We start from the raw sequence: 12,858 nt of genomic DNA, 5'->3' as shown, positions 1-12,858 counted from the left end.
TAAGACTAAATAATATCCTCAGCAACTTTATCCAAGAATGCTTGTGCGTTTTATAGTATGCGAGTAAACAACCGATTGCATCATCACTTGCCTATGAAAACCTACTTTTTAAAAAGTTTACTTAACGATTGCATATCCACTGGCATATTGTTTTTAGTTATGGATTGTACAATTTTGTCTTCTTTTTCCTTAGATACCGGTTTATTAGCCATTCGGGACAACTGCCTGATTAAATTTCTAACAGTTTTTTCATCAGAAAAGTCGGCATGCTTTACAGAATTAGCAACTTTATAAATATCATCCTGTTTAATATTAGACTTTTTTTCTATATTATTAAACAGATTATCTTTAAAACTACTCACACGGTTTCCTCCTTGCAATGTTTAGTCAACATATTGTATGCAAAGGACGAGACCCATGTGCTAGCTTAGGAATACTTCTTACTAAGCAATGCGGCTAAATCATCCATTTCTTCCCGTTTAGTCCGATTCATCAATTGATCAACAACTGTTTTCGGCTTTTCGTTTTCAAATAAAATTTTGTAAATTCCATTCGTAATCGGCATCTCAATCTGCTGCTTTTCGGCGAATTGATGAGCTGCTTTTGTTGTTCTTACACCTTCAACAACCATACCCATCTGATCAAGCACCTCATCGAGATCCCTTCCTTTTCCTAATAAATTTCCGGCACGCCAGTTTCTGCTGTGTACACTTGTACACGTAACAATTAAATCACCAACTCCTGGCAACCCTAAGAAGGTTAGAGGATTTGCTCCAAGTGACGTTCCTAATCTAGCAATTTCTGCTAAGCCACGTGTAATTAACGCAGCTTTTGCATTATCGCCATATCCTAATCCGTCAGAAATACCGGCACCGAGTGCGATAATATTCTTTAGTGCACCGCCAAGTTCAACACCTAAAATGTCAGGGCTCGTATAAACGCGAAAGGCTTCATTAATAAATAAATCCTGAATTATTTCAGCCTTTTGTTCATTTAATGATGATACAGTGACAGTGGTTGGCTGTCGTTTCCCAACTTCTTCCGCATGACTTGGCCCGGATAGAACAGCAATATCCTCATATGCATAGTTATCCATTTCTTCATCTATCATTTCAGAAATTCTCTTTAGGGATTCCGGTTCGATTCCTTTCGATGCATGTACAATTGTTATATCCTTGGTTATATATTGGTCAAGGCTCGTGCAAACCTCACGAATCGCTTTTGATGGTACAACTACAACCACTACAGAAACATCCGCGACAGCCTTGGCTAAATCATGATGTGCCTTAATAGTCCTTGGAATCATTATCTCTAAATATTTTTCATTTTTATGCGAGGAATTAATCATATCAGCCTGTTCTTTGCGATGTGTCCATAAGCGGACATCATGTCCATTATCGGCTAATACAATACTTAATGCAGTACCCCAGCTTCCAGCTCCTAATACAGCTACTTTACTCAATATTTGTCTCTCCCTTACTGTCTTTTTCTTGCAAAAATTTTAATTGGTGTTCCAACAAAACCAAATGCTTCTCTAATTTTATTCTCCAAGAATCGTCGATAAGAAAAATGCATTAATTCTGGCTCATTTACAAATATGACAAAACTTGGTGGTTTTACAGCTACCTGTGTTCCATATAACACTTTTAATCGTTTTCCCTTAAGTGTTGGTGTTGGATTCATTGCGATTGCATCCATCAGTACATCATTTAATACATTGGTAGCAATGCGTTTGGAATGATTTTCACTAGCCAATCCAATCGCTGGTATTAACGTGTGCAGCCTTTTTTTAGTTCTGGCTGATAAAAATACAATTGGTGCATAATCAAGGAATAAGAAATGAGCGCGAACCTTTTCTTCAAACTCCTTAATCGCTTTTTCATCTGATTCAATTGTATCCCACTTATTAACAACGATAACAATGGCCCGGCCAGCCTCATGAGCATAGCCCGCAATTTTTTTATCTTGTTCACGTATCCCGGTTTCTGCATCAATTAATACCAGCACAACATCTGAACGCTCAATAGCCTTCAATGCCCGCAGTACACTATATTTTTCAGTTGATTCGTATACTTTACCGCGTTTCCTCATGCCGGCTGTATCTATGATAACAAAGTCCTGATCGTCCTTATGCAGATGCGTATCAATTGCATCCCGTGTCGTACCTTCCATTTCACTAACAATCACACGCTCTTCATTTAATAAAGCGTTGACTAAAGATGATTTTCCTACGTTTGGACGACCAATCAAACTAAAATAGATTGTATCGTCGTCCGGGGCTTCTTCGGGTTTTTCCGGAAAATTACTGACAACATCGTCCAGTAAGTCACCTAATCCCAGTCCGTGGGCACCTGAGATGGGATATGGTTCCCCGAATCCAAGTGAGTAAAATTCATATATTCTTTCCCGCATTTCTGGATTATCAATTTTATTAACGCCTAGTACGATTGGTTTATTCGATTTATATAAAAGCTTGGCTACCTCTTCGTCCGCAGCGGTGATACCTTCTTTACCGTTAACCAGGAATATAATTACATCTGCTTCATCAATAGCTACTTCTGCCTGATGGCGCATTTGAACCAGCAGTGGTTCATCGCCGATTTCAATACCCCCTGTGTCAATCACGTTAAAGGTTGATGTCAGCCAGTCCCCCTCTGCATATATTCGGTCTCTTGTTACACCAGGAATGTCTTCAACAATTGATATACGTTCCCCAACTAATCTATTAAAAATGGTTGATTTACCAACGTTTGGTCTACCTACAATTGCTACTACAGATTTCCTCATAAAAGGAACATCCTCTCTCTTTTACCAAATAGTTTATTTTGTTATGGTGTTAGTTACAACTTTTACTAATTCTAGCAAAAGAATATGATATTAACAATTGTTTTTGCACTACTCTTCCGTTAACACTTGAAATGACTTTTTGTATGTATAGAGTAATGCACGAATTTTAACACGAAAAGCATGCGCTGCTTCTATTCCGATAAATAAGAATAAAATAACCACTACATAATCAAAAAATTCATATCCTCCAACTGGTTCTGGTAATGAATAACTGGACAGAATAAAACTGTAAACTAGTTCACCACTGCAAATTCCCAATAATCCAATTGAAACACGATTACGAAAACCCTTCACCAACAACAAGATGATAAATACCATCATGAATGGTATAACAAATGATTTGGAAAGGATCATCCAGATTGGAAAAAAATTTTCCCATACCTTAATCGTCATATAAAGCACCATCAGTGTTAAGGATGAAAACAGGTGATAAAATAAGCGCTTGGTGCTCGCTACCATAACCATGGCGCCGATCACTAAAAACAAATAGCCCAGTGACAATTTATAACCAAACATTACAAAATGAAACGATGAGCCACTTATCAAAAGTAAGGTCCAAATCGCAAAAAAGGTCCGTTCTTTGCCCTTTTTCATTATAAACGTAATATACACCCATATTAACCAGCTAAACCAAAAAAATAGTAAGCCATTCATCATTTTAATCACCTTTTAACAAGTATGACAAAATACTTATATATTTAAACGTAAGAAAAAGCAGCCCTGCTGCGTTGGGCTGCTTTGATTACCATCATTTATATTTATCAAGCTTGTTACCAATCATATCTCCCAATTGAAAGCTGGATTGGTCGTCATCCTTTTCATATTTCTTATATTCAGCAGCTTCCTGTTCCTGCTCTAATTCTTTAATACTTAATGACATTCTTTGTTCTTTTTCATTTATATCCAGTACCTTTACTTTGATGTTTTGACCCACTTCCAATACTTCCTGCGGTGTACCGATATGACGATTAGCAATTTGTGATATGTGGACTAACCCCTCAACACCTGGTAAAACTTCGATAAATGCACCGAAATTAACCAAACGCTTTACTGTTCCATCTAAAATGTCCCCGCGGGAGACTTTCGCTTCAATGTCTGTCCATGGTCCCGCCAATGTTTTCTTGTGGGATAGTGAAATTCGTTCATTATCCCGGTCAACGGAAAGTACCTCCACTTTAATTACTTGCCCTTCTGACACCACATCTGAAGCTTTTTCAACATGTTGATGTGAAAGTTGTGATATATGAACCAATCCATCTATACCGCCAATATCGACAAAAACTCCAAAATTCGTCAGACGTTGAACAGTTCCTTCCAAAACCTGTCCTTCTTCAAGCGATTGCAGAATACCTTGTTTTTGTGCAGCCGATTCTTCTTCTACCACCGCACGATGTGACAAGATTACACGATTTTGCTCTCGATCCAAATCTACAATTTTAACGCTTAAGTTTGTGTTTTGATACTCCGAAAAATCATCTACATAGAAAGTTTCTACAAGAGAAGCAGGAATAAATCCCCGAAGTCCAACATCAACAACTAGCCCACCCTTGACTACCTCTTTTATTTCGGTATCAAATACTTCACCATTTTTATATTTTTCTTCGAGGTCAACCCAAGCCTTATCGGAATCCACAGCTTTTTTTGAAAGAATAATCTCATCGTCATCCATCTTTTTAACCATAAGTGTAAGCTGTTCCCCTTCACTTACGATATCGCTGGCAACCTCAATATGAAGGTTTGATAGTTCACCAATTGGAACAATTCCTTCCGTTTTGTAGCCAACATCCACAAGAACTTGTTTATCTTCAACTTTAACAACGGTCCCAGTAACTGTTGCACCAACATGTAATTCCATCATTTCATTTCCTGAATCATTCATCTAAAAAGCCTCCTTAAAATACATAAAACAACACAATATAAAAACATTCTTTTTTATAACTTCTAATATTTATAATTATTTGTCAAGTAAAGCAGTCTATTAGCCAAATATTTTATTATTTCGATTCCCTGAAGATTAAAAAGTATAGATTTTTTATACTATACCGATGTAGCTTTTAACATTTTTAAAGTGTAAAAAGCAGATTACTCTTTTAATACTCTCGTTACCTCACCTAAAATCCGGTCAGCTACATCATCGATAGATAATGAAGTAGTATCTATTTCTATGGCATCATCCGCCTTAATTAACGGCGCAGATTCTCTTTTTGTATCAATCAAATCCCGTTGTTCTATTTCCTTTTTTAGCGCCTCCAAATCTGACGCAAAACCTTTTGAAACATTTTCCTCATAACGTCTTTTTGCGCGCTCTTCCACAGTGGCATGTAAAAATATTTTAACCTCTGCATCAGGTATAACATGAGTTCCAATATCCCTGCCGTCCATTACAACGCCACGTCTTTCTGTTAATGCTTGCTGACGTTTAACCATCTCTTTTCTTACACTGGCATGTTTTGCAACATACGACACATTATTTGTAACCTCAAGGGAACGGACTTGACGTGTTACATCCCGATTGTCTAAATAGATCTTTTGTCCTGCCTCTGATTGCCTTAATTCGATTGATGTCGACGACAATAATGCTGCTAGTTCAACTTCGTTTTCAAGCGATACATGTTCGTTTAGCGCCTTTAGTGTTAAAGAACGATACATTGCCCCTGTATCAATATAGATATATGCCAGTTCTTTCGCCACCAATTTAGCTACCGTACTTTTCCCCGCAGCCGCAGGTCCGTCGATTGCTATCGCTATATTATTATCTCTCATTAATCCCATTCATTCCTCTCATCATCCTAAAAGTTATTACCCATTTCAGTTTACTAAAAAAACTTGGCAAATGCCAAGTCAGATAAGTGCATTAACTATATTAAATATAACATAATGCAGGAAATTCAGGGTCTATCTTTTTCATATATCACCGAAAAATCATGCTAAATTGACATTAGAAAAGCTCATGGCGCCCCGTTAAGAAGCGTAAGCAAGTGACCGTACCCCTGATGGGTTTAGCTTATGACCGCAACTTCTAGGCGCTGGAGCTAGACATATTTTCGTTTATACTTTCTAACCTAAGGAAAAAGGGAAAGAAAGGTTCTTCCTCCCCCCTATAATACTAAATCTAAATTTACCTCTGTACCATCTAATTTTTCTACTTTTTCCTCAGTTCCATCCATTGCATTGATAAATATACGGAACGTCTCATTATTTAAAACACCAAGAAACTCATATGCGAGAACTTCCTTACCTTCTGAATTATCGATTACAGCCAAATGTTTTTCCTGGATGTCAACATCCGGATTAACCTGGTCTCTTGCCTCTTTTTCAGAAATACCTGGTGATGGAAGATCACGTTTTTTGTGATTCATAAAATAGTTTCTGGCAGTAAAGCCTAATATATCTCCATTGTCCAATGCCACTTTTACCTCAATTGCATCAGAGTATACACGCACTCCATTTTCATCATATAAAAAGGAGTATACACCGATATTACTATATTCATCACTTTGAAAAATAACCATATTATCGAAACCTTGCTCCTTTATATATGCCTTTGCCTTATCAAGTCCTTGATTTAAGCTAATCTTATTCTGATTAACTGGCCTGTTTACTAAAAGTGAAATCGGATGTCCGCCTTTTTGCGTCATGTCCATGTAGGCATTTTTATCAGATCCTCGATAAGAGATACTGTACATAGGTATATCGGCACCTTTACCTGTTTTTGTTATAGTAAGGTTGGCATCTTTGTCTACATTAAATAATTTTCTGCTTTTCTTTAATGCCTCATTTTTACCGATGTTCGAACCTTTTAAGAATTGGTATGGATGCTCTTTGGATGACGTGCCAATGAGTGTAGAATCCACATTGCTTTCTGTGAATCCTCCAATTTTCTTCTCAACAGTTTTAAATCCATCAATTATGGTATTATCCGTTTGTTCATCAGAGTTAGCCAAAGCAAGCTGGACGTCCATCCAACGCAGATTGTTTTTTAAAACCATATGCTGAACCTTGCGCAATTGTTTTTTTACGTCACCAGATTGTTCATATAACTTTTCCAGCCTCGTTGTTTCTTCTTTTGATAATGGCTTTGTTTCCAAATCCCGTACAGCAGTATCATAGGTGAAGTCGCCTATATTCGCCAGAAACTCCTCTGTCTTGTTAAATGGCATTAATGCTAATGGTAGTTGTCCTACATCTGACAATGCCTGGGAAGATAGTCTCCAAATCTCAACCAATTGCGGTGATAAACTATTTGGTGAATTCATTGCCAAGGAAGTACCGATTTTGTTATGAAGTAAATCCATATGATAAGTCAATTCATGGAATGCACGCTGATAGTTATTTTCCGCTTGAATCAGGACAGAGTTTTTTTCTTGATGCTCCTGATACCCCCATACGCCAACCCCTACTATACCTAGAGTAAGTACGGTTATCAAAATCCATCGGACCAATGTGATCACACCTTTCTATTTACAAAATATGTGTTTACCTATTTTCTTAATTTGCGGCCTTGACCAAATCCAATCAGAAGTAGCGGTAGCTGGATTAAAATAATATAATGCGTTTCCGGACGGATCCCATCCATTGATGGCATCGATTACCGCTTGTTTTGATGTCTCATCAGGTGTTAGCCAAATTTGACCATCAGCAACCGCTGTAAATGCCCCCGGTTCGAAAATTACACCTGAAACTGAGTTGGGGAATGTTGGGCTTTCCACTCGATTCAAAATTACGGAAGCTACAGCGACCTGACCTACATAGGGTTCCCCACGTGATTCTCCATGAACTGCGTTTGCCATTAATTGAATATCATTTTGTGAGTACCCCTGGGGAACATTCATAGCGGTAGGAGTCGCTGCTGTATTATTATTATTTGAATTCCCTTTTGAGTTCTGTGTATTAGAAGATTGGTTTTTGTTTGGTGCGGCACGATAATTATATTCCGTAACAGCTACTAACTTCTTTCGTGTCGTTAAACCAGCTAATCCATCCACTTCAAGTCCAAATTCATACTGAAAGTTCCGTAATGCCCAATACGTACCCCATCCAAATACTCCATCAATTTCTCCATTGTAATAACCTATATACTGCAGTCTCGATTGCAACTCAATCACATCATCCCCAACAGCCCCCTGTTGAATGACCTGCTGGGTGAATGCATATACCGTATGATTAGGGGTAGCAGGTTGTAAAATAACAGTCATACAATACATACTTATTAGTACAAGCCCTATTTTTCTAAGCATTATTTTTCCTCCTGACAGCTTATGAACTTCATAACTCTATTTTTCGAATATGTTTCTTTTTTATGCATGAATTATGGAAAAACTAAGGAAGTATAAGTGCCCGTTTGATTCTCAGAAATTTTTAAGGCATCAAAAAAACCCTTCGTTTGTTAAACAAAGGGTCTTAGTTAACTACTTTTATTTGACAGGGTTGCACTAACTTTTGATGCATTGGCTACCTTCACCCTTCTAAGGGCAATAACCCATAAAAATATCATAAATGGGACCAATAGGATTAACCAATCACTTGCAACTTTTATTAAGATATAATTGTACACACCATGCAACAAAAATGGAATTGTGAGAGCAAAGGTTAAATTCATTTTTTTTTGATGCTGCTCCATTTTTGCTTTTCCCAAATAAAAGCCCATAATCACTCCAAATAATGCATGTGATGAAACTGGAAATAATGCACGGGAGAATGCGTATTCAATGCCATTTGATAACAAATACAAGGAATTCTCCACTGTTGCAAATCCCAGACTTATTGCTACCGCATAGACGATTCCATCATAATGAGCGTCAAATTCGGTATGATGATAGATTGTATAAATAAAAATAAACCATTTAAAAAATTCTTCCATAAAACCGATGATTAAAAATGATTGAACAAAATCACCATTTCCAATTCCTTCTGCCTCCAATGCATATTGCATAAACATGATTGGAAATACTAATATCGCACCATATATAAAATTTCGGATTATCAAATGTAACGGTTCTGTAAATCGATCTTTTAAATAAAAGAAGGACATTAATGCAAATGCAGGTGCAACACCAGCAGATAATATGGCAAGCATAGTCTAACCCCATTCCAATTATGGTAGTTCAATAGTAACACTAACTACATGCATTGCAAATACAAACTAAACAGGTTGGAATGATGGTAATAATGGCTTAATAATAAGATGGATCGTATATCCGTTCGATATTCGGGTACTCACTTGCCAACCCTACCATGAGTTTAATCCGAGCTTTCTTACTGTCATAGTCCCGGCCTAAAATAACGCCATTTTTATATAGGTCATATGCACTACCTAAATAATCATAGGTAGTATAAACTTCACCTTCCTCGGCTGAAGTTGTAATCACAACTTTTATTCCACTTTTTACACATTGTTTTATTTCCTCAACCATTCTGGGAGGAACCTGACCCCGTCCTACTCCCTCTAATATTAGCCCTTGTACCTTCGCTTCTCTTGCAGTTCGAATATATTTGTCATCGGAATCCATAAAGCATTTAATGATGTCAACCTCTGGCAATTTCTTTTTCAATTGAAAAAATTCGTTTGTTATTGGTTTTTGGTGAACATGAACATATCCATTATCTATAATTCCCAAATAACCAAATCCAAATGAATTAAATCCTTGGATGTTCGATGCGTGTTCTTTCTTTACATATTTTGAATGAAATATCCGCTCATTAAACACGACGACAACGCCTACATCCCACAAGTCCTTACTGCAGGCCGCAAGGATAGAATGCTTGATGTTCACAAATGAATCTGTCCCAATTTCATCAGGGGATCGTTGTGAACCTGTTACCACGATTGGTTTCACGTGATTTGTAACTAAATTAAGAAAATAGGATGTCTCTTCCAATGTATCCGTTCCATGGGTAATAACAACACCTGCCACTTCATCTTTCATCAAATGATCATCGATTCTTTCTTTTATTAGCAACAAATCATCATAGGTAATATGCATACTTGCTTTTTGAAAGACAGATTCGACTTGAATGTCAATATTTATATCACTTGGAATATCACATAAATCCAGTAACTCATTCCCATTAATGACACCTGATTCAAGTAAGCCGGATTCTGAATTTTTTTTACTCGCAATCGTTCCACCGGTTGTTAATACTACTACTTTTTTCACGTTTTATCCCCCCTCTTTTCCACATAAAAATACCTTTATCTGCCGGTCATTGCCTCTGCGATAACTTTACCATGATGTCTGCCATTTTCAATAAAAATTTCATTGTTATTATATCCAGCAGCGATTACACCGGCGACATACACTCCTGGCACATTTGTTTCCAGTGTATCCTTGTCAAATTGCGGTCGTCCGCTTTGCAAATCAATTTCGATTCCTGATTGTTTAAGGAAATGAAGATCAGGTCTATAGCCGGTCATTGCAAAAACGAAATCATTGGCAAGTGCTTTCTTTTCACCGTTCACTTCATAGTATACCTGTGTACTCGTGATTTCCGACACTTCCGCATTAAACTCCATCTTTACTTTGTCTTTTCGAACTAATGAATCAAATTCAGGCAGAATCCAAGGTTTAACACTTTTTGAATAGGTTTCACCACGATATAATACGGTGACATTAGCACCTGCTTTATGGAGTTCCAATGTGGCATCAACCGCTGAATTCTTACCACCAATCACCAACACATTTTTATTGAAATAAGGATGTGCCTCCTTAAAATAATGCATCACTTTTTCCAAATCTTCACCAGGAATATTCATATAGTTTGGCTGGTCATAATATCCGGTTGCTATGATCACATTACGAGCCTTATATTCCACTTGTTTACCTGTGTTAGATTGCTCTGTTTTCAAGAGGAAATACTGGTCTGTCTTATCCACTTGAATGACTCTTTCAAACGGATTCATACGTATTTTCTTGCGCTCGGCTACCGAACGGTAATACGCTAACGCCTGATTTCTGACTGGTTTCTGTTTTTCTGTAATAAATGCAACATCTCCAATTTCCAGTTTTTCACTGGAACTAAAAAACATCTGGTGCGTTGGAAAATTATAGATGGTATTCACGATATTCCCTTTTTCAAGGATTAAAGCATCTATATTTTTATTTTGTAATTCAATGGCGCATGACATCCCACAAGGGCCGCCGCCAATAATAATGGTATCTTCCTTTAGCAATGATTACACTTCCTTTACTGCGATCTACTTCATGTTTTGCTAGGCAATCATTAGAAAATCTTGGCTGTCGCCAAGAACTAATGGCGAAAACCTTAAACTTTATACTTTATACCGATAAAGATTAATATTTTTTAAAGTACAAAAAAACTCCTATCTAACTATACATGATAGGAGTTTTTTCGTCATTTATTTCGGTTTGGGGAACTGGAAACTGCCGTCATAAGCAATGAACACTTCGAGCACAAAAAACATGTGCTCTACGGTCCCTTGCTTATGCGTCCGCTTCTGAGCAGTCGCCTTCACTTCCTGTTTTTAGTCCAGTTCCGGCTCCTAGAAGCTGCCATCATAAGCAATGAACACTCCGAGCACAAAAAACATGTGCTCTACGGTCCCTTGCTTATGCGTCCGCTTCTGAGCAGTCGCCTTCACTTCCTGTTTTTATACCCAGCCACGGAAGCGGGATGCTTCAGCCATTTTTCTTACACCAATCATATAAGCTGCTAAGCGCATATCCACACGTCTTGTTTCTGCCGTGTTGTATATTGAATTAAATGCCTTTATCATGATCTTGTTCAATTTGTCTTCAATTTCTTCTTCTTCCCAATAATATCCCTGGTTATTTTGCACCCATTCGAAATAGGATACGGTTACACCACCAGCAGATGCTAATACATCAGGAACTAGTAAAATACCGCGGTCAGATAGAATTTTGGTTCCTTCCAATGTAGTAGGACCGTTTGCAGCCTCAACCACAATACTTGCCTTGATATTATGTGCATTTTCGGCAGTAATTTGATTTTCTACAGCGGCAGGTACCAAGATATCACAATCTAACTCAAGTAATTCTTTATTTGATATAGTATTATCAAATAATTTTGTTACAGTTCCAAAGCTATCACGTCTATCTAATAAATAATCAATATCTAGACCATCCGGATCGTGAAGTGCTCCATATGCATCAGAAATACCTACAACTTTTGCGCCAGCGTCATGTAAAAATTTGGATAGGAAACTTCCTGCATTACCAAATCCTTGAACTACTACTCTTGCGCCTTTTACATCGATACCTTTTTTCTTTGCTGCCTCATTAATAACAATTGTAACACCTTTTGCCGTTGCAGATTCTCTACCGTGAGAACCACCTAAAACAATCGGTTTTCCTGTTATAAACCCTGGGCTGTTAAATTCATCAATCCGGCTGTACTCATCCATCATCCATGCCATTATTTGCGAGTTAGTGAAAACGTCAGGAGCTGGTATATCTTTGTTTGGGCCAACTATTTGGCTTATCGCACGAACATATCCACGACTAACCCCTTCAAGTTCACGAAATGACATCTCTCTTGGATCGCAAATAATTCCACCTTTACCGCCACCATACGGAAGGTCAACAATACCTGCTTTTAGACTCATCCAGATAGAAAGCGCTTTTACCTCGGTTTCAGTTACATCCGGATGAAATCTAACGCCCCCCTTTGTTGGACCAACAGCATCATTGTGCTGTGCCCGATAACCAGTAAAAATTTTCATTGATCCATCGTCCATACGGACGGGAATTCTAACAGTCATCATTCGAATAGGATCCTTTAATAGTTCAAATACCTCATCAGGATAACCTAACTTTTCCAATGCGGTTTTTACAACAGTCCTTGTTGAAGTTAATACGTTGTTTTTACTACTTTGTTCTTTAGTAGAATCTGCTGCTTTATCGGCTACCATGAATTTACCTCCTAGTAAATCTACTCAATTATAATAAATATAGCTGTACTCAGAGATTAGTATACACGTTCATCATAAATATGCAATAAAAGAAAACTTATTTTCCTTAATTATTTTATTGA

Annotated in this window: 12 protein-coding genes; all 12 read right to left on the bottom strand. The window is 37.5% G+C overall.

Annotation, left to right across the window (positions count from 1 at the left end; genetic code table 11):
* Nucleotides 1–101: 101 nt before the first annotated feature.
* Nucleotides 102–362: a stage VI sporulation protein F gene (locus CFK37_RS14785; RefSeq protein WP_089062590.1), complete on the bottom strand. Its 261-nt coding sequence runs from the start codon at nucleotides 360–362 to the stop codon at nucleotides 102–104.
* Between the two features lie 65 nt (nucleotides 363–427).
* The gene (locus CFK37_RS14780; protein WP_089062589.1) at nucleotides 428–1,462 is read right to left on the bottom strand and encodes an NAD(P)H-dependent glycerol-3-phosphate dehydrogenase; all 1,035 of its coding nucleotides are present in this window, start codon (nucleotides 1,460–1,462) and stop codon (nucleotides 428–430) included.
* A 14-nt stretch (nucleotides 1,463–1,476) separates the two neighbouring features.
* The gene (gene der / locus CFK37_RS14775; RefSeq protein ID WP_089062588.1) at nucleotides 1,477–2,787 is read right to left on the bottom strand and encodes a ribosome biogenesis GTPase Der; all 1,311 of its coding nucleotides are present in this window, start codon (nucleotides 2,785–2,787) and stop codon (nucleotides 1,477–1,479) included.
* A 108-nt stretch (nucleotides 2,788–2,895) separates the two neighbouring features.
* Nucleotides 2,896–3,504: a YphA family membrane protein gene (locus CFK37_RS14770; protein ID WP_157724857.1), complete on the bottom strand. Its 609-nt coding sequence runs from the start codon at nucleotides 3,502–3,504 to the stop codon at nucleotides 2,896–2,898.
* A 91-nt stretch (nucleotides 3,505–3,595) separates the two neighbouring features.
* Nucleotides 3,596–4,726: a 30S ribosomal protein S1 gene (rpsA, locus tag CFK37_RS14765; RefSeq protein WP_089062586.1), complete on the bottom strand. Its 1,131-nt coding sequence runs from the start codon at nucleotides 4,724–4,726 to the stop codon at nucleotides 3,596–3,598.
* A 203-nt stretch (nucleotides 4,727–4,929) separates the two neighbouring features.
* Complete coding sequence (cmk, locus tag CFK37_RS14760; RefSeq protein WP_089063670.1) at nucleotides 4,930–5,610, bottom strand: (d)CMP kinase; 681 nt, start codon at nucleotides 5,608–5,610, stop codon at nucleotides 4,930–4,932.
* A 335-nt stretch (nucleotides 5,611–5,945) separates the two neighbouring features.
* Nucleotides 5,946–7,289, bottom strand: coding sequence for a germination protein YpeB (gene ypeB / locus CFK37_RS14755; protein ID WP_089062585.1), 1,344 nt, complete (start codon nucleotides 7,287–7,289; stop codon nucleotides 5,946–5,948).
* A gap of 15 nt (nucleotides 7,290–7,304) precedes the next feature.
* Nucleotides 7,305–8,051 carry a spore cortex-lytic enzyme gene (sleB, locus tag CFK37_RS14750; protein ID WP_245837393.1) on the bottom strand — a complete coding sequence of 249 codons (747 nt, stop codon included), beginning with the start codon at nucleotides 8,049–8,051 and terminating at the stop codon, nucleotides 7,305–7,307.
* A 200-nt stretch (nucleotides 8,052–8,251) separates the two neighbouring features.
* A complete protein-coding gene (gene prsW, locus CFK37_RS14745; protein ID WP_089062583.1) occupies nucleotides 8,252–8,923 on the bottom strand; it encodes a glutamic-type intramembrane protease PrsW in 672 nt (223 codons plus the stop codon).
* A gap of 97 nt (nucleotides 8,924–9,020) precedes the next feature.
* Complete coding sequence (locus CFK37_RS14740) at nucleotides 9,021–10,004, bottom strand: asparaginase (RefSeq protein ID WP_089062582.1); 984 nt, start codon at nucleotides 10,002–10,004, stop codon at nucleotides 9,021–9,023.
* A 35-nt stretch (nucleotides 10,005–10,039) separates the two neighbouring features.
* Nucleotides 10,040–11,017 carry a YpdA family putative bacillithiol disulfide reductase gene (locus CFK37_RS14735; RefSeq protein WP_089062581.1) on the bottom strand — a complete coding sequence of 326 codons (978 nt, stop codon included), beginning with the start codon at nucleotides 11,015–11,017 and terminating at the stop codon, nucleotides 10,040–10,042.
* Nucleotides 11,018–11,455: 438 nt separating this feature from the next.
* Complete coding sequence (locus CFK37_RS14730) at nucleotides 11,456–12,736, bottom strand: Glu/Leu/Phe/Val family dehydrogenase (RefSeq protein ID WP_089062580.1); 1,281 nt, start codon at nucleotides 12,734–12,736, stop codon at nucleotides 11,456–11,458.
* Nucleotides 12,737–12,858 lie beyond the last annotated feature (122 nt).

Source organism: Virgibacillus phasianinus, from assembly GCF_002216775.1.
Classification (GTDB): domain Bacteria; phylum Bacillota; class Bacilli; order Bacillales; family Amphibacillaceae; genus Virgibacillus_F; species Virgibacillus_F phasianinus.
Note: the sequence above shows the minus strand (reverse complement) of the source record. Positions and strands in the feature narration are given on the sequence as shown.

Excerpts from the sequence above, each read along its gene's own strand:
- sleB (WP_245837393.1), bottom strand. The coding sequence starts at position 8,051 with ATGTATTGTATGACTGTTATTTTACAACCTGCTACCCCTAATCATACG.
- cmk (WP_089063670.1), bottom strand. The coding sequence starts at position 5,610 with ATGAGAGATAATAATATAGCGATAGCAATCGACGGACCTGCGGCTGCG.
- prsW (WP_089062583.1), bottom strand. The coding sequence starts at position 8,923 with ATGCTTGCCATATTATCTGCTGGTGTTGCACCTGCATTTGCATTAATG.
- rpsA (WP_089062586.1), bottom strand. The coding sequence starts at position 4,726 with ATGAATGATTCAGGAAATGAAATGATGGAATTACATGTTGGTGCAACA.
- CFK37_RS14730 (WP_089062580.1), bottom strand. The coding sequence starts at position 12,736 with ATGGTAGCCGATAAAGCAGCAGATTCTACTAAAGAACAAAGTAGTAAA.
- CFK37_RS14770 (WP_157724857.1), bottom strand. The coding sequence starts at position 3,504 with ATGATGAATGGCTTACTATTTTTTTGGTTTAGCTGGTTAATATGGGTG.
- der (WP_089062588.1), bottom strand. The coding sequence starts at position 2,787 with ATGAGGAAATCTGTAGTAGCAATTGTAGGTAGACCAAACGTTGGTAAA.